Source organism: Burkholderia sp. Ac-20392, from assembly GCF_017104585.1.
Lineage (GTDB): Bacteria > Pseudomonadota > Gammaproteobacteria > Burkholderiales > Burkholderiaceae > Burkholderia > Burkholderia lata.
The window spans coordinates 1-16,404 of the sequence record NZ_JAAGPB010000034.1 but is presented as its reverse complement, the minus strand read 5'-3'; the positions used below and the strand labels follow the sequence as shown (position 1 = coordinate 16,404).

Genomic DNA, 16,404 nt, shown 5'->3' with positions numbered 1-16,404 from the left:
CGGCGGCGCGGTGCCGAAACGTCGAGCGCGGCATTCTAGCATCGCTGCAAGATGGGTGCCGGCGGGGCGAGACAAGCCCGCACGGATCGGGTAGAATCTCGCGCTCGCCTGATTGGGCGTGCCGGTTACAAGCCGGCGCGATGTCCCGGGCGCGTGGCCACGCATCTTGCGTGCCGCGTGGTCAGGCGACAGTCATTCGCGTGAGTGGCGAAATTGGTAGACGCACCAGGTTTAGGTCCTGACGCCCGCAAGGGTGTGCCGGTTCGAGTCCGGCCTCACGCACCAGAAGTCGAATGCGCCTCTAACAGGGGCCATTCACAAAAAGGCGCTGTCGGTCGATTGACCGCGGCGCTTTTTTGTTTATGTCGGTGCTTTTCCGGCACGCGAGCCTGGGCAAGCGGTGTGCGAATATTCGTGCCGCGTGTAATATCGTGCTCACTTCCCATATAAGAAACACGATTGCGCCGAGGACCACCGATGAAACACACCGTACGCATTCCGATTTCCGTACTGGCGCTGATGCTGGTCGCGCCGGCTTTTGCCAATACGCCTGCCGAGAACATTGCGTGGAGCGCCAGGCCCGTGCAGACGGTTGCATCGACGTCGTCGGCGTGCTCTGCGTATTCAGGGCGCGTGATGTCGAGCGGCGAGACATTCTCTACGGAAAACGTGCTGAAAGCGCTCGGCACGTCGCTGGCGGGCGCCGCGCTGGGCGTCGTCACGGGCGGATATCAGGGCGCAGCCCCCAATCCGTGTGCGCACCCGGGCCTGTGACCGGCCCGCAAGCGAACCGCGGGAATGCCCGCTTGATCAGAAACAAGCCAGACACCCAGCGCCGCGCGTCGCCCGACCCGCGGCGCTGCGTCATTTCAGGCGTGCCTATTCCCAGAAACTCCGGATCGCGACCGCCACGATCACCGGCACCGAGAACACCAGCGGGATCGCGAAATACTGTGCTTCGCGATCGACGACCCAGCTATAGATCACCCACGCCGCGCCGATCGCGAACGTGATGAGGCCGACCGTCACGGCGGCGATGTTCAGGACCAGCTTCGAAGGCTGGCGGCGCGTCTTGGCATCGTCATTGTTATCGCGCGGGGACGATTTCATCGGAAGAGTGCGGCTTCGCGCCGGAACGGGGATAAAAGCACAGGAAACCCCATCCGCTCCGATCGTGCAAGAGGGCCGGCGCAGGCCGGCCCCCCCCCGTCGCGTCTCCCGGCGCACGCTAGAACCCGAACGACGCCGCCAGTTCGTCGAGCAATTCGCGCTGGAACGCGACGAACCGCTCGCCCGGCTGCTGCGCGATCGCGAGGTCGAGCATCGGATCGGCGACGTCGGTGCGAACACCCGCCAGCGCCTCGACGATCGCGAGCCCGCAGAACGGCACGTACGCCTCCGAATAGCCGCCTTCGTGAACGATCACGAGCCTCCCGCCGCAATGGCGCTGCGCGGCCTCCTTCACTGCACGCGTCATGAACCGGTAGCTGTCGGTATGCAGCTGCATGCGCGCGAGCGGATCGACCGCGCTCGCGTCGAGGCCGCTCGCGATGACGATGAGCTCGGGCCGGAAACGCTCCAGCGCCGGCAGCACGATCCGTTCGAACGCGTAGCGATACGCATCGTCGCCGCTGCCGGCGAGCAGCGGCACGTTCAGGTTCGCGCCTGCGCCAGCACCTTCGCCGCGGTCGTCCGCGCCGCTGTAGCCGGGCGGGAAGCAGCGGTCTTGATGCAGCGAGATCGTCAGCGTGTCCGGATCGTCGTAGTAGATCGACTGCGTGCCGTTGCCGTGATGCACGTCCCAGTCGATCACCGCGACACGCTCGATGCCGTGTTTCGCACGGGCGGCCTCGATCGCGATCGGAATGTTCGCCAGCAGGCAGAAACCCATCGGACGATCGCGCAGGCAGTGATGGCCGGGCGGCCGCGACAGCGAGAACGCATTTGCCGCACGCTCGTCGAGGACCGTATCGACGGCCGCGATCGCGAGTCCGGCTGATAGCGCGGCGATCTCGTAGCTGCCCTTGCCGAACGGCGCGAGGTCGCCGAGGTCGCCGCCGTTCGCATCGCTGAGCGCGCGGAACGCGTCGAGATAGTGCGCGGGGTGAATGCGCAGCAGGTCGGCGGTCGAGGCCGGCTCGGCGCCGCGCAGGTCGAGTTGTGCGGCCAGGCCCGAGGCCTGCACGAGCGACAGGAAACGGCGCTTCGAATCGGGCGATTCCGCGTAGCCCGCGCTCGACGGCGGCTGGACCCAGCCGCCGACCGGGAAGAACAGCGCGTGCGTGCCGCCGGTATGCCAGAAAGTGCGTTCGTCGGTGAAGAAAGCAGTGCGATTCATGGATGTGCGTGACCTGTCACGGTTGGGAGGAAACGGAAGGGCGCGTGCGGCGATCGATGTGGCGCAGCGCGGCGAACGACACGAGCACCCAGCGCGCGGCACCACGGCCACGCCAGCCGGACGTCTTGCGGGCAACCAGCAGGCCGCCGAACATCAGCCACGACAGGATCGCGAATACTGTCTTGTGGTCGAGCCGCAGCGCGCGCGCGTCGACCTGCTCGCTGAACAGGATGCCCGACGCGAGCGTCAGCGTGAGCAGCACGAAGCCGGCGCCGATCAGGCGGAACAGCAGCTTCTCGAGCGTGAGCAGCGGCGGCAGCGTCTCGAGCCAGCTCGCGATCCAGCCCGTCGAGCCGTCGCGCCCGCCGCTCCTCAGCGACTGCAGGCGCCGCTCGACCATCAGCATCAGGATCGCGTGCAGCGCCGCGATCGCGAACAGGCCATATGCGATGTTCGCGATCAGGAAATGCAGCTTGAACAGCGGCGCTGCGGCATATGGAAGCACCCGCACGCCGCCGAACACGAGCGGCAGCAGCGACGCGCCGCACGCGAGCGGCAATACCAGCAGGCGCAGGCTGTCGAGCGGGAAGAAGAAGCTCTCGATCCAGTAGATGCCGGCGCCGAGCCAGAACATCGCGGACAGCGCGAACGCGAAGCCGAACACCATCGCGTCGTTCGGAAAGATCGTCATGTGGAGCAGCACGCCGTGCGCGACCAGCGCGGCGAACAGCAGCCCGCGGCCGGCCCCGCTCATCCCGGACGCGGCGGACACGGGAACCGGCACGGCCGGCACGCTCGCGACGAGCGGCGTCGCGCCCTGGCGGTGCGTGCGCCAGCCTGCGACGGCGAGGCCGCCGTACAGGAATGCGGTGAGGGCATACAGTACAATATCCATGTTCGAAGTTTACACTAGGCCCCCTTCCCGCGACGGCTCCCTTTGTTCGGATCCGCCGCGCCTTCGGGCCCCACTGTCCATCGCTCCCCATGCTCGACAATCTCACTCAACGGATGGCGCGCGTCGTCAAGACGCTGCGCGGCGAGGCCCGGCTTACCGAGGCGAACACCCAGGAGATGCTCCGCGAGGTGCGTCTCGCCCTGCTGGAGGCCGACGTTTCGCTGCCGGTCGTCCGCGAATTCATCGCCAAGGTCAAGGAAAAGGCGCTCGGCGAAGAAGTGATCAGCAGCCTGTCGCCGGGTCAGGCGCTGGTCGGCGTGGTCCAGAAGGAACTGACCGCCGTGATCGGCGGCGACTACGAAGGCAAGGCCGCCGAGCTGAACCTCGCGGTCACGCCGCCCGCCGTGATCCTGATGGCCGGCCTGCAGGGTGCGGGCAAGACCACGACCGCCGGCAAGCTCGCGAAGCTGCTGCGCGAGAAGTACAAGAAGAAGGTGCTGACCGTGTCGTGCGACGTGTATCGCCCGGCCGCAATCATGCAGCTGAAAACGGTGAGCGAACAGGTCGGCGCCGACTTCTTCCCGTCCACGCCGGACCAGAAGCCCGTCGACATCGCGATTGCGGCCGTCGACTGGGCGAAGCGCCACTACCATGACGTGCTGATCGTCGACACGGCCGGCCGCCTCGGCATCGACGAGGCGATGATGCAGGAAATCGCCGCGCTGCACGACACGCTGAAGCCGGCCGAAACGCTGTTCGTCGTCGACGCGATGCTCGGCCAGGACGCGGTCAACACCGCGAAGGCGTTCAACGACACGCTGCCGCTCACCGGCGTCGTGCTGACCAAGCTCGACGGCGACTCGCGCGGCGGCGCCGCGCTGTCGGTCCGTCACGTCACGGGCAAGCCGATCAAGTTCGTCGGTGTCGCCGAGAAGCTCGACGGCCTCGAGGTGTTCCACCCCGACCGGATGGCGAACCGGATCCTCGGCATGGGCGACATCCTCGCGCTCGTCGAGGAGGCGCAGCGCGGCGTCGACGTGCAGGCCGCGCAGAAGCTCGCCGACAAGGTCAAGAAAGGCGGCGATTTCGACCTGAACGATTTCCGCGCGCAGATCTCGCAGATGAAGAACATGGGCGGCCTGTCGTCGCTGATGGACAAGCTGCCTGCTCAGTTCCAGCAGGCGGCGGCCGGCGCCGACATGGGCCAGGCCGAGAAGTCGATCCGCCGGATGGAAGGCATCATCAGCTCGATGACGCCCGCCGAGCGCGCGAAACCCGAGATCATCAAGGCGACGCGCAAGCGCCGCATTGCAGCCGGCGCGGGCGTGCCGGTGCAGGAAGTCAACCGGATGCTGAACCAGTACGACCAGATGCGTACGATGATGAAGAAGCTGAAGGGCGGCAACATGCAGAAGATGATGCGCGGCCTGAAGGGCATGATGCCCGGCATGCGCTGATTTTGCCCATCGGCCGGCGCGCGGGTTTTTGCTGTAGCGCGCGCCCGCCGTTCTGCTTCATTCTTATTTGTATACCGACTGCCCGCCAGAACACATGAACCGCGAAGAAGCCCTCCACATTTTCAACCACTCCGAAGAGATCGTGTCGGCCGACGCCGTCAATGCGTCGATCTCCAAGATGGCCGACGCGATCCGCGCCGAGATCGGTGACGCGTTCCCGCTCGTTCTCTCGGTGATGGGCGGCGCCGCGGTGTTTACCGGGATGCTGCTGCCGCATCTCGATTTCCCGCTGGAATTCGACTACATCCACCTGACCCGCTATCGCAATACGACGCAGGGCAGCCCGGAAATGCACTGGCGCGTCGCGCCGCGCGAATCGGTGAAGGATCGGATCGTGCTCGTGCTCGACGACATCCTCGACGAAGGCGAGACGATGGCCGCGATCCGCGACCGCATCCTCGACATGGGCGCGCAGCGCTTCATGTCGGCCGTGCTGTGCGAGAAGACGCTCGCGAAGGCGAAGCCGCTGCACCCCGACTTCTGCGGCTTCTCGGTACCCGACCGCTATGTGTTCGGCTGCGGGATGGATGCGAAGGGCTACTGGCGCAACCTGCCGACGATCCGCGCGCTGACCACGAACGTCTGAGCGCCCCGCTCCGCACTATATAAATAGAAAGCGGCGCTCCGGTTTCCCGGAGCGCCGCTTTTTTATGGGCGCCGTGGGTGCGCGCCGCCCCGCCCTACAACTGGTGCACGAACGCGCGGACGCCGCCCAGCATCATCTCGACCGAAATCGCGACGAGCACGAGGCCCATCAGCCGCTCGAACGCCGCGACGGTTCGCTCGCCGATCCATTGCTGGATCCGCTCGGCCAGCACCAGCGTCACCGCGCAGACGATCATCGTGACCGTCAGCGCACCGACCCACTCGAGCATCTTGCCGGGCCCCTGTGACGTCAGCAGCATCACCGTCGCGAGCGCGGACGGCCCGGCGAGCGCCGGAATCGCGAGCGGCACGATGAACGGCTCGCCGCCCGCACGCGGATCGTTGCCGAGCGCGCCGTCCGGATGCGGGAAGATCATCCGCAGCGCGATCAGGAACAGCACGATCCCGCCGCCGAGCCGCAGCGACAGGTCGGTGAGGCTCATCATCCGCAGGAAGCGGTCGCCGACCAGCATGAAGAACAGCAGGATCACGAACGCGATCCCCACTTCACGCAGGATCAGCTTCACGCGCCGCTCGCGCGGCACATCCCGCATCGCCGAAATGAACAGCGGGATGTTGCCGAGCGGATCGGTGATCAGCACCAGGAGCACGGTGGCCGACAGGAAGGTGTATTCCACCGCGTTCCCCGGTCGGTGCGCTTAGCGCGCGAGCGCGGCGCGGATCTTCTCCGCGACCGTCGCCGCAGCCGCGTCGGCCGGCAGCAGCGTCGCTTCGGCGTCGCGGCGGCCCTGATACTCGATCTTGCCTTCCTTCAGGCCGCGCTCGCCGATCACGAGGCGGTGCGGCACGCCGACCAGCTCCCAGTCGGCGAACATCACGCCCGGGCGCTCGCCGCGATCGTCGAGGATCACGTCGATGCCGGCTGCGACGAGTTCCGCGTACAGCTTGTCGGCAGTCTCGCGCACCATTTCGCTGCGGTCATAGCCCATCGGGCACAGCACGACTTCGAACGGCGCGATCGACTCGGGCCAGATGATGCCCTTGTCGTCGAAGTTCTGCTCGATCGCCGCGCCGAGAATACGCGTGACGCCGACGCCGTAGCAGCCCATCAGCATCGGCTGCGGCTTGCCCGACTCGTCGAGGAACGTCGCACCCATCGCTTCCGAATACTTGGTGCCGAGCTGGAACACGTGGCCGACTTCGATGCCGCGGCAGATGTCGATCACGCCCTTGCCGTCCGGCGACGGGTCGCCCTTCTTCACGTTGCGCACGTCGGCGACGTCCGGCTCGGGCAGGTCGCGGCCCCAGTTCACGCCGGCGATGTGGTAGTCGACCTCGTTTGCGCCGACGACGAAGTCGCTCATGTTCGCGACCGTGCGGTCCGCGATCACCTTCACGGGCTTCTTCGTGCCGACCGGGCCGAGATAGCCCGGCGGCGTGCCGAACCACTCGACGATTTCCTGCTCGGTCGCGAAGCGGTGGTTCTTCAGGCCCGGCAGCTTCGATACCTTGATCTCGTTCAGGTCGTGATCGCCACGCAGCATCACGAGCCAGATGGTCGGCTCGGCGCCTTCGTTGTCGGTCGCGAGCACGATCGACTTGATCGTGCGCTCGAGCGGGATGGCCAGCAGTTCGGCGACGGCTTCGCACTTCGCCTTGCCGGGCGTCGCGACCTTCTCCATCGCTTCGGCCGGCGCCGCACGCTCGGCGATCAGCGGCAGCGCTTCGGCCGCCTCGACGTTCGCCGCGAATTCGGACGTCGGGCAGTACGCGATCGCGTCTTCACCGGTGTCGGCGATCACGTGGAATTCGTGCGAGAAGTTGCCGCCGATCGAGCCGCTGTCGGCCGCGACCGCACGGAACTCGAGGCCGAGGCGCGTGAAGATGCGCACGTACGCGTCGTACATCTTGCGATACGACTCGTTCAGGCCGGCCGCATCCTTGTCGAACGAGTACGCGTCCTTCATGATGAATTCGCGTCCGCGCATCACGCCGAAGCGCGGACGGATCTCGTCGCGGAACTTCGTCTGGATCTGGTAGAAGTTCACCGGCATCTGCCGGTAGCTCTTGATCTGGTTGCGCGCGATGTCGGTGATGACTTCCTCGTGCGTCGGCCCGATCACGAAGTCATTGTCCTTGCGGTCCTTGAAGCGCAGCAGCTCGGGGCCGTACTGCTCCCAGCGGCCCGATTCCTGCCACAGCTCGGCGGGTTGCACGGCCGGCATCAGCAGTTCGATGGCGCCCGCCCGGTTCATTTCCTCGCGCACGATCGCCTCGACCTTGCGAATCGAACGCAGGCCGACTGGCAGGTAGTTATAGATGCCGCCGGCGACGCGACGGATCATGCCGGCGCGCACCATCAGCTTGTGGCTGACGATCTCTGCGTCGGCGGGTGCTTCTTTCAGGGTGCCGATAAAGAAACGGGAAGCTTTCATGCGGACGGTTCCAAAAACGGCGCCCCCAGGCGGGGCGCCCGAAAAAGTTTCAAGGTGAAAAAGCTGCGCGCGACGAACGACGATGGCGCAGACGACGTAGCAGACTAATCAGGGACAATTCAGCCGGTGTACCCCGCGCGGATTCGCTCCGTCACGGTGCGCAGCGCCCGTTATCTGTTTATAATCAAAGCAATTTTAAAGGATTCGAAGGTGGTTGTATGCTGGATCGTGAAGGCTTTCGCCCGAACGTCGGCATCATCCTCTTGAACGCGCGCAACGAGGTGTTTTGGGGCAAGCGGCTCCGCGAGCATTCCTGGCAGTTTCCTCAAGGTGGGATCAAGTACGGCGAGACCCCCATGCAGGCGATGTACCGGGAGCTGCACGAGGAAACGGGCCTGCACCCGGAACACGTCAAGATAATCGGCCGCACTCGCGACTGGTTGCGTTATGAGGTGCCTGACAAGTTCATTAAACGCGAAGTACGCGGTCATTACCGCGGCCAGAAGCAGATCTGGTTCCTGCTGCGGATGGTTGGACGCGATTGCGACATTTGCTTGCGCGCGACCGACCACCCGGAGTTCGATGCGTGGCGCTGGAACGAGTACTGGGTGCCGCTCGATGCGGTGATCGAGTTCAAGCGGGATGTCTATCAGTTGGCGCTGACGGAACTGTCGCGCTTCCTGCGCCGCCCGGCGCAGCGAGCCGAGAAGCCGCGTGGGCCGCGTCTGTCGCGCTATCCGCGCGTCATTGGCGTACAGGCCCAGCAGACGCTGACGATTGTCGACACATCGGTAGTCTGTTCGGAGATCGAAGTGGAAGCGAGCACGCTCGACGAGATGCCGCCCCACGTGATCATCGGCAAATGACGAATCGAACTGCATGACCGGGCGCGACCTTGGTGTCGCGCCCTTTTTTTACGAGGAATGCATATTGAAAGCGATTGCTCTCGCGCTCGCATCGATTGCCGCGGTGGCCACGCTGGCAGGCTGCGCGAATTCGAAGACGCCCACCAACAAGGATGACAGCGAGTTCGTGTATCTGCTGGACCGTCAGGGCACCTGGAAGGAAAACGCGGTCGACTCGCTGCCGCCGCTGCCGCAAACGGGCGACCTGCTGCCGTTCAACGTATCGCAGAACACGCCGCTCAAGTTCTTCGTCGATGCGAAGTCGCTCGCGGTCGGCACCGATGGCGTCGTGCGCTACGCGGTCGTCATCACGAGCCCGGCCGGCGCGCGCAACGTGAACTACGAAGGCATCCGCTGCGACACCTACGAGTGGCGCCAATATGCCGGTCTGAATTCGGAACACGACGGCTGGGATCGCACCGTCGAGAACGACTGGCGGCGCATCGAGAACGGCGAACTGAATGCCTACCACTCGGCGCTCTATCAGGACTACTTCTGCGCGAACAAGATGCCGCAGGGCACGACCCAGCAGATCCTGGAGAACATCCGGTTTCACCGCACCGCGATGAGCCAATTGCGCTGACGGTGGGTGGCGCCCGCCGCCCCCTCTGTCCGCAGCAAGAAAAAAGCCCGCATCACGCGGGCTTTTTCATTTGACGGCCGGAACCGGCACGAATGGTTACACCAGCACCAGGTTGTCGCGATGGATCAATTCGGGTTCCAGCATGTAGCCCAGCACTGATTCGATCTCGCCGCTCGGCTTGCGGTGAATCAGTTTCGTCTCCGCACTGCTGTAGTTCGTGAGCCCACGCGCCACTTCACGCCCGTCAGGGCCGACACACGCGATGACTTCTCCACGCGCGAACGCGCCCTGCACGTCGATCACGCCGATCGGCAGCAGGCTCTTGCCGCCAGCCGTCAGCTTCTCGACCGCGCCCGCGTCGATCACGACATGGCCGCGCACCTGAAGGTGGTCGGCCATCCACTGCTTGCGCGCCGCCATCCGCGCGGTACGTGCGATCAGTTGCGTGCCGATTGCCTCGCCGGCCGCCAGACGCACAAGTACGTCGGTCTCCCGGCCGCTCGCGATCACGGTGTTCGCGCCGCTGTGTGCCGCACGCTTCGCCGCGAGGATCTTCGTCAGCATCCCGCCGCGACCGAGGCTCGAGCCCGCACCACCGGCCATCGCCTCGAGTTCCGGCGCACCTGCATTGGCTTCTGCAACGAGCGTCGCGTTCGGGTCCTTGCGCGGATCGGCCGTGAACAGCCCCGACTGGTCGGTCAGGATGATCAGTGCATCGCCTTCGATCAGGTTTGCAACGAGTGCACCGAGCGTGTCGTTGTCGCCGAACTTGATTTCATCGGTGACGACCGTGTCGTTCTCGTTGATGATCGGCACGACGCCAAGCCGCAACAGCGTCAGCATCGTCGAACGCGCATTCAAATAACGCTCGCGGTCCGCCAGGTCGGCATGCGTCAGCAGGATCTGCGCGGTGCGGATGTCGTGCTCGGTGAAGCGGCTCTCATAGACCTGCGCGAGCCCCATCTGGCCGACTGCGGCGGCAGCCTGCAACTCGTCGATTTCCCGCGGCCGCTTGCTCCAGCCGAGCCGCTGCATCCCTTCGGCAATCGCGCCCGAACTGACGAGCACGACTTCCTTGCCCTGGGCGCGCAGTGCGGCGATCTGAGCCGCCCAACGGCCGATTGCTGCATGATCGAGCCCCTTGCCGTCGTTGGTCACGAGGCTGGAGCCCACCTTCACCACCAATCGCTTCGAATCCGCGATGATCGAACGCATCCTGCACTGTCTCCTGTATCTGCTGCCTGCCCGGCCGGGCGCGATTGAGCGCCGACGCCGGGCGGGCACGCCCGGCGCGTTACGGAATCGCTCAGGCGTCGTCGCCCGGCGCCGCACCGCCCTTGGCAGGCGTCTCGTCGCGGAAACGCACGTCCGCCGCGAGATCTTCCGCCTCCGCCGCGCGATGTGCGTCCGAATGTTCGGCGAGGTAGTCGTAGATCGCGTAGCACAGCGCTTCACAGCCCTGGCCAGTCAGTGCCGAGATCTCGAACACGGGGCCGTCCCACTCGAAGCGCTCGAGGAAATCAGCGACGCGCGCCTTGCGCTCGTCTTCCGGCACCATGTCGAGCTTGTTGAGCACGAGCCAGCGCGGCTTCTCGTAGAGCGCCTCGTCGTACTTGCGCAGCTCGCCGACGATCGCCGTCGCTTCCGCAACCGGATCGACGCTTTCGTCGAACGGTGCGAGATCGACCAGATGCAGCAGCACGCCGGTGCGCTGCAGGTGGCGCAGGAACTGATGGCCGAGGCCCGCGCCTTCGGCGGCGCCCTCGATCAGCCCCGGGATATCCGCGATCACGAAGCTCTTGCTCGGACCGACACGCACCACGCCGAGATTCGGCGCAAGCGTCGTGAACGGGTAGTCGGCAATCTTCGGCCTCGCGTTCGACACCGACGAGATGAACGTCGACTTGCCCGCGTTCGGCATGCCGAGCAGGCCGACGTCGGCGAGCACCTTCAGCTCGAGCCTCAGCATGCGACGCTCACCGGGCTTGCCGTCCGTCTTCTGGCGCGGTGCACGGTTCGTGCTCGACTTGAAATGCAGGTTGCCGAGCCCGCCGGAGCCACCCTGCGCAAGCATCACCTGCTGGTCGTGCTCGGTCAGGTCGGCGATCAGCTCGCCGGTATCCATGTCGCTGATGATCGTGCCGACCGGCATGCGCAGCGTGACGTCGTCGCCGCCCTTGCCGTAGCAATCCGAGCCGCGCCCGTTTTCGCCGTTGCGCGCCAGATGCTTCTTCGCGTAGCGGTAGTCGATCAGCGTGTTGATGTTGCGGTCGGCGATCGCGTATACGCTACCGCCCCGGCCGCCGTCGCCGCCGTCCGGCCCGCCGAACGGGACGAATTTCTCGCGGCGCATCGACGCGCTGCCATCGCCTCCGTCTCCGGCGATGACTTCGATTCGTGCTTCGTCAATGAACTTCATTCGTCACTCCGCCCAGTATTTCCGCTATTGTGCCGCGCGCCGGCGCGCTTGAACAATCTGCCGTTCGGCCGATCGTACGCCGGTTGCGCGATGGTCGCCCGAACGCACACGCGCCCGGCGACCAAATAAAAAAAGGCCCCGCGAAGACTGCGGGGCCTTTCGGCTACGAAGCCCGTGGGTGCCTGAACTTAGGCAGCCGCCGGGACAACGATGACCAGATGCTTCTTGTCCGCGCCCTTCGTCGCGAACTTGACGTGACCGTCGACCAGCGCGAACAGGGTGTGATCCTTGCCCATGCCGACGTTCTCGCCTGCGTGCATGCGCGTACCGCGCTGACGCACGATGATGCCGCCGGCGTTGATTGCCTGGCCGCCGTACACTTTCACGCCGAGACGCTTCGACTCGGAGTCGCGGCCGTTCCGGGAAGAGCCGCCTGCCTTTTTGTGTGCCATCTGATTGCTCCTTTACCGAGGCGCTTACGCGTTGATCGCGTCGATGCGCAGCTCAGTGTAGTTCTGGCGGTGGCCGCCGTGCTTTTGGTAGTGCTTCCGGCGACGCATCTTGAAGATGGTGACCTTGGCATGACGACCGTGCGACACAACGGTGGCCTTGACGGAAGCCCCACTGACCAGCGGCGTACCGAACTTAATCGATTCGCCTTCGCCCACTGCGAGAACCTGGTCGAGCGTGATTTCAGCGTCAATGTCAGCCGGTATCTGTTCTACTTTGAGTTTTTCGCCAACGGCAACCTTGTACTGCTTGCCGCCGGTTTTTATGACCGCGTACATTGAGAACCTCACTCTGGATCCAATTTTTCCGCACACCGTGCGCGGAAAACACGTGATTATACATGGGGTTAGCACCGAAGTCAAAACCCATTGACGATTGCCGCGCGCGGGCCTCGGCCAAACGGCCAAATTCGAGGCTGCGGCACGTGTCACAGACCGGGATATCTCGGATTCGACTTATAATCCGCCGCATCACCCAATTCCATCATCATGTCGTCGTCCACCGCCTCCCCCACCCTCAGCGCCGCCCATCTGCTCGCTCCGATCACCAGTGACATGGAGCAGGTGAATCGCGTTATCCGGCAAAGCCTCGCGTCCGATGTGCTGCTGATCAACCAGATCGCCGAGTACATCATCGGCGCGGGCGGCAAGCGGCTGCGTCCGGCATTGCTGCTGCTCGTCGCCGGCGCACTCGGCGAGACGTCGCACCAGCGGCACGTGCTGGCCGCCGTCGTCGAGTTCATCCACACGGCCACGCTGCTGCATGACGACGTCGTCGACGAATCCGAGCTGCGCCGCGGCCGCCAGACCGCCAATGCGTTGTTCGGCAACGCGGCGAGCGTACTGGTAGGCGACTACCTCTATTCGCGCTCGTTCGAGATGATGGTCGGCGTCGGCAAGATGCGCGTGATGGAGATCCTGTCCGAAGCGACGACGATCATTTCCGAAGGCGAGGTGCTGCAGCTCCTCAACATGCACGACGCGGACGTCGACGAAACGCGCTACATGCAGGTGATCCGCTACAAGACGGCCAAGCTGTTCGAGGCGTCGGCACGTCTGGGCGCGGTACTCGCAGGCGCCGACGCGCCGACCGAGGCTGCCGCCGCCGAATACGGCCGCCGGATCGGCACTGCATTCCAGATCATGGACGACTGGCTCGACTATGCAGGCACCGTCGAGGCCATGGGCAAGAATGCCGGCGACGACCTTCGCGAAGGCAAGCCGACGCTGCCGCTCATCTATCTGATCGAACGCGGCACGCCCGAACAGTCGGCGCTGGCACGCGAGGCGATCGAACAGGGCGGCACCGATCGCTTCGATACGATTTTCGAAGCGATCACGCGCTCGGGTGCACTGGACCACACGCTCGAATGCGCACGCCAGGAAGCGCAGGCTGCTGCTGCTGCGATCGCCGCGTTCCCCGATTCGGTCTACAAGGAAAGCCTGCTCGCGTTGTGTTCGTACTCGACGTCGCGGCAGTCGTAAGTGCATGTCGTACGTCGCCGCCCCGGCTGCGACGTACGTTCGACACGGGAAAATCACCTGTCTCGAAAAATTTCTTCTCGAAGGCCTTCCCTTTTTGAAGAAACGTCGTTATAGTTACATTCTTGCTTGACGACGCAGCGGTCTTGAAGAAGACGGCGAAGTCGGAAGAGTCCAAATCGGGGTGTAGCTTAGCCTGGTAGAGCGCTACGTTCGGGACGTAGAGGCCGGAGGTTCGAATCCTCTCACCCCGACCAGATTTGTAAAAAACCGTGCACTCCGTGCACGGTTTTTTTTTGCCCGGTCGCCGCGAGCCCCTCGTGTCGCGCTCGACACATCGCGGTCGCCGGCCTCTGCTATATTCCTTCCATCCCTGTCCTTCACTGCCCTTCCAACGCGTGGACCAAATTCCCTTATGGGCGCAAATCGGCGCCGTCTTCCTGCTTCTCCTCTGTTCCAGCTTCTTTTCGATTTCCGAGACCGCGATGATGGCGCTCAACCGCCATCGGCTGAAGCATCTCGCCAGCCAGGGCGCACTCGGCGCGAAAACCACGCAAGGCCTGCTCACGCGCACTGACCTGCTGCTCAGCGTGATCCTGATCGGCAACAACCTGTTCAACACGATCATCCCGGTTCTGACGACGTCGCTCGCGCTGCATACGTTCGGCCGCAACAACGTCGCGCTGTCGATCGCGACCGGCATCGTCGCGTTCCTGATCATCGTGTTCGCCGAAATCGCGCCGAAGATCGTCGGCGCGACGTTCCCCGAACGCATCGCGCTGCCCGCGAGCCTCGTGATCGCGCCGCTGATGCGCGTGTTCAAACCGGTCGTCTGGTTCGTCAACGCACTCGCGAACGGCGTGCTGTGGGTGCTGCGCATCAACACGAAGAAGGGTCGCGACCAGCGAATGTCGGCCGACGAGCTGCGGGCCATCGTGCTCGAATCGAGCAGTTTCATGCCGACCAAGCACCGCAGCATCCTGCTCAACCTGTTCGACCTCGAGAACATCACCGTCGACGACGTGATGGTGCCGCGCCGCCAGATCGAGTCGCTCAACTTCTACGCGCCGCTCGACGACGTCCTGCACCAGCTCGAGACCTGCTATCACAACCGGCTCGTCGTCTACGAAGGCGACATCGACAAGGTGCTCGGCGTGCTGCACGTCCGCAAGACGCTGACCGCGCTGCACAACCAGGAGTTCGACCGCGAGACGCTGCGCACGCTGCTCGCCGAGCCGTATTACGTGCCGTCCGGCACGCCGGTGGTCCAGCAGCTCCAGTTTTTCCAGGAAACGCGGCAGCGGACCGCGCTCGTCGTCAACGAGTACGGCGAGCTCGAAGGGCTCGTCACGCCCGAAGACATCATCGAGGAGCTGATCGGCGAATTCACGACGTCGATGCCGCGCAGCGAACGCAAGGGCGGCTGGGACGAGAACGGCGAATGCATCGTCTCGGCAAGCATGCCGCTGCGCGAGCTGAATCGCTGGCTGCACCTGAAGCTGCCGACCGACGGGCCGAAGACGCTGAACGGCCTGGTGCTCGAAATCCTCGAGGAAATTCCGGAAGACGACGTGTGCCTGAAAATCGGTGACGTGATGCTCGAGGTGATGCGCAGCGACGATCAGGCCGTGCGCACCGTCAAGCTCTTCAAGCCGCGCGGCTCGCGCCCCGCACGCGTCACCTCGCGCTAGCCGAACGGCTGACTGCCGGCGCCGCCCGCGACGCGCGACCATCTGCTGGTCACGGTCAACAGGCGGCCAGCGTGCCGGCTCACATGCATTTCCCTCCTCCCGGGGCGACGCTGCGCACGCAGCCGCCGCCCGCTCACTCCGATGCGTCGCCCGCCACCGCACCGCGCGCGCTCGACGCGGCCCAGCTCGACGATGCGCCGGCCGTGCGGCTGCTGACGGACACGCTTCACGCGGCACGCGTGCGCGACGCATCCGATATCCACGTCGAACCATTCGAAGCCGGCTGGCGCATCCGCCTGCGCATCGATGGCGTGCTGCACGAACATGCTCGGCCGCCCCTGCATCTGCGCGACGCGCTCGTCACACGGATCAAGGTGCTCGCGCGCATGGACATCGCCGAGCGGCGGCTCCCGCAGGACGGCAGGCTGCGCATCGCGATCGACGGCGGTATGCGCGGCGACTACCGGGTCAGTTCGCTGCCTACGTTGTTCGGTGAAAAGCTGGTGCTGCGGCGGCTCGAAACCATGCCGCCCGACCTCACGCTCGCCCGCCTCGGCTTCGACGCGCAGCAGGCGGCCGCGATGGAGGCCGCGATACGCGCGCCGCATGGCCTCGTGCTCGTCACGGGTCCGACCGGCAGCGGCAAGACGCTGTCGCTCTACTGCGCGCTGCAGATGCTCGATCGCGACGCGCACAACGTCTGCACGGTCGAGGATCCTGCCGAGATCCAGCTCGACGGCATCAGTCAGGTTGGTGTCGCCGAAAAGGCGGGGCTCACGTTCGCAACCGCACTGCGCGCGCTGCTGCGGCAGGACCCGGACATCATCATGGTCGGCGAGATTCGCGATGCGGAGACAGCCGACGTCGCGATCAAGGCCGCGCAGACCGGCCATCTCGTGCTGTCGACGCTGCACACGAACGACGCGCCGGCCGCCGTCGCGCGGCTGCTCGACATCGGCGTTGCACCGTACAACCTCGCGGCCGCGCTGCACCTCGTCACCGCGCAACGCCTCGTCCGGCGGCA

16 protein-coding genes, 2 tRNA genes and 1 pseudogene are annotated in these 16,404 nt (G+C 65.1%); 10 read left to right on the top strand and 9 right to left on the bottom strand.

The genetic code is table 11. The features are described from left to right. Positions 1-198: 198 nt before the first annotated feature. Positions 199-285: transfer RNA gene (locus G3N99_RS07400), tRNA-Leu, on the top strand. A gap of 192 nt (positions 286-477) precedes the next feature. Then, complete coding sequence (locus G3N99_RS07395; protein WP_206122037.1) at positions 478-774, top strand: hypothetical protein; 297 nt, start codon at positions 478-480, stop codon at positions 772-774. A gap of 105 nt (positions 775-879) precedes the next feature. Here G3N99_RS07395 and G3N99_RS07390 read toward each other — a convergent pair whose 3' ends face one another. From G3N99_RS07390 to ccsA, 3 genes and pseudogenes are all read right to left on the bottom strand, one after another. Beyond that, a complete protein-coding gene (locus tag G3N99_RS07390) occupies positions 880-1,110 on the bottom strand; it encodes a hypothetical protein (RefSeq protein ID WP_011352370.1) in 231 nt (76 codons plus the stop codon). 118 nt (positions 1,111-1,228) lie between these two features. Further along, positions 1,229-2,338 carry a class II histone deacetylase gene (locus G3N99_RS07385; protein ID WP_206122036.1) on the bottom strand — a complete coding sequence of 370 codons (1,110 nt, stop codon included), beginning with the start codon at positions 2,336-2,338 and terminating at the stop codon, positions 1,229-1,231. A gap of 67 nt (positions 2,339-2,405) precedes the next feature. Beyond that, positions 2,406-3,233, bottom strand: a pseudogene (ccsA, locus tag G3N99_RS07380) (cytochrome c biogenesis protein CcsA); the annotation flags it as partial. An 89-nt stretch (positions 3,234-3,322) separates the two neighbouring features. On the opposite strand from ccsA, the gene ffh reads away from it, so the two are divergent. Both ffh and G3N99_RS07370 read left to right on the top strand, forming a co-directional pair. Further along, on the top strand, positions 3,323-4,690 hold the full coding sequence (ffh, locus tag G3N99_RS07375; protein ID WP_174939063.1) for a signal recognition particle protein: 1,368 nt from the start codon (positions 3,323-3,325) through the stop codon (positions 4,688-4,690). Between the two features lie 94 nt (positions 4,691-4,784). Then, the gene (locus G3N99_RS07370; RefSeq protein ID WP_174939061.1) at positions 4,785-5,336 is read left to right on the top strand and encodes a hypoxanthine-guanine phosphoribosyltransferase; all 552 of its coding nucleotides are present in this window, start codon (positions 4,785-4,787) and stop codon (positions 5,334-5,336) included. Positions 5,337-5,430: 94 nt separating this feature from the next. Here the strand turns inward: G3N99_RS07370 and G3N99_RS07365 are convergent, their stop codons facing one another. Beyond that, positions 5,431-6,033 carry a MarC family protein gene (locus G3N99_RS07365; protein WP_011350864.1) on the bottom strand — a complete coding sequence of 201 codons (603 nt, stop codon included), beginning with the start codon at positions 6,031-6,033 and terminating at the stop codon, positions 5,431-5,433. A 21-nt stretch (positions 6,034-6,054) separates the two neighbouring features. Continuing rightward, positions 6,055-7,791 (bottom strand): proline--tRNA ligase, encoded by a 1,737-nt coding sequence (locus G3N99_RS07360; protein ID WP_174939059.1) that lies wholly within the window; start codon positions 7,789-7,791, stop codon positions 6,055-6,057. Positions 7,792-8,009: 218 nt separating this feature from the next. Between G3N99_RS07360 and G3N99_RS07355 the strand changes: the two genes are divergently transcribed. Together G3N99_RS07355 and G3N99_RS07350 are read left to right on the top strand one after the other, a co-directional pair. Then, positions 8,010-8,657, top strand: a complete 648-nt coding sequence (locus G3N99_RS07355) for an RNA pyrophosphohydrolase (protein WP_174939057.1) — start codon at positions 8,010-8,012, stop codon at positions 8,655-8,657. Positions 8,658-8,670: 13 nt separating this feature from the next. Beyond that, positions 8,671-9,279 (top strand): CNP1-like family protein, encoded by a 609-nt coding sequence (locus G3N99_RS07350; protein WP_174943726.1) that lies wholly within the window; start codon positions 8,671-8,673, stop codon positions 9,277-9,279. 96 nt (positions 9,280-9,375) lie between these two features. On the opposite strand, the gene proB is transcribed toward G3N99_RS07350, so the two are convergent. The 4 genes from proB to rplU all read right to left on the bottom strand — a co-directional run bounded on the left by proB (position 9,376) and on the right by rplU (position 12,486). Beyond that, the gene (gene proB, locus G3N99_RS07345; RefSeq protein WP_011350860.1) at positions 9,376-10,494 is read right to left on the bottom strand and encodes a glutamate 5-kinase; all 1,119 of its coding nucleotides are present in this window, start codon (positions 10,492-10,494) and stop codon (positions 9,376-9,378) included. A gap of 91 nt (positions 10,495-10,585) precedes the next feature. Further along, positions 10,586-11,698 (bottom strand): GTPase ObgE, encoded by a 1,113-nt coding sequence (obgE, locus tag G3N99_RS07340; protein WP_174939053.1) that lies wholly within the window; start codon positions 11,696-11,698, stop codon positions 10,586-10,588. Positions 11,699-11,886: 188 nt separating this feature from the next. Next, entirely contained in the window at positions 11,887-12,150 is a 264-nt protein-coding gene (gene rpmA, locus G3N99_RS07335; RefSeq protein WP_006476999.1) for a 50S ribosomal protein L27, read from the bottom strand. A 24-nt stretch (positions 12,151-12,174) separates the two neighbouring features. Beyond that, positions 12,175-12,486 carry a 50S ribosomal protein L21 gene (gene rplU, locus G3N99_RS07330; protein ID WP_006025184.1) on the bottom strand — a complete coding sequence of 104 codons (312 nt, stop codon included), beginning with the start codon at positions 12,484-12,486 and terminating at the stop codon, positions 12,175-12,177. 210 nt (positions 12,487-12,696) lie between these two features. Between rplU and G3N99_RS07325 the strand changes: the two genes are divergently transcribed. The 4 genes from G3N99_RS07325 to G3N99_RS07310 form a co-directional block, all read left to right on the top strand. Continuing rightward, positions 12,697-13,692, top strand: a complete 996-nt coding sequence (locus G3N99_RS07325; RefSeq protein WP_011350858.1) for a polyprenyl synthetase family protein — start codon at positions 12,697-12,699, stop codon at positions 13,690-13,692. A 177-nt stretch (positions 13,693-13,869) separates the two neighbouring features. Continuing rightward, positions 13,870-13,946 (top strand) — tRNA-Pro (locus tag G3N99_RS07320). A gap of 141 nt (positions 13,947-14,087) precedes the next feature. After that, on the top strand, positions 14,088-15,380 hold the full coding sequence (locus tag G3N99_RS07315; RefSeq protein ID WP_174943723.1) for an HlyC/CorC family transporter: 1,293 nt from the start codon (positions 14,088-14,090) through the stop codon (positions 15,378-15,380). An 83-nt stretch (positions 15,381-15,463) separates the two neighbouring features. Beyond that, the coding region (locus tag G3N99_RS07310) for an ATPase, T2SS/T4P/T4SS family (protein ID WP_206122034.1) at positions 15,464-16,404 on the top strand (941 nt) is incomplete at its 3' end.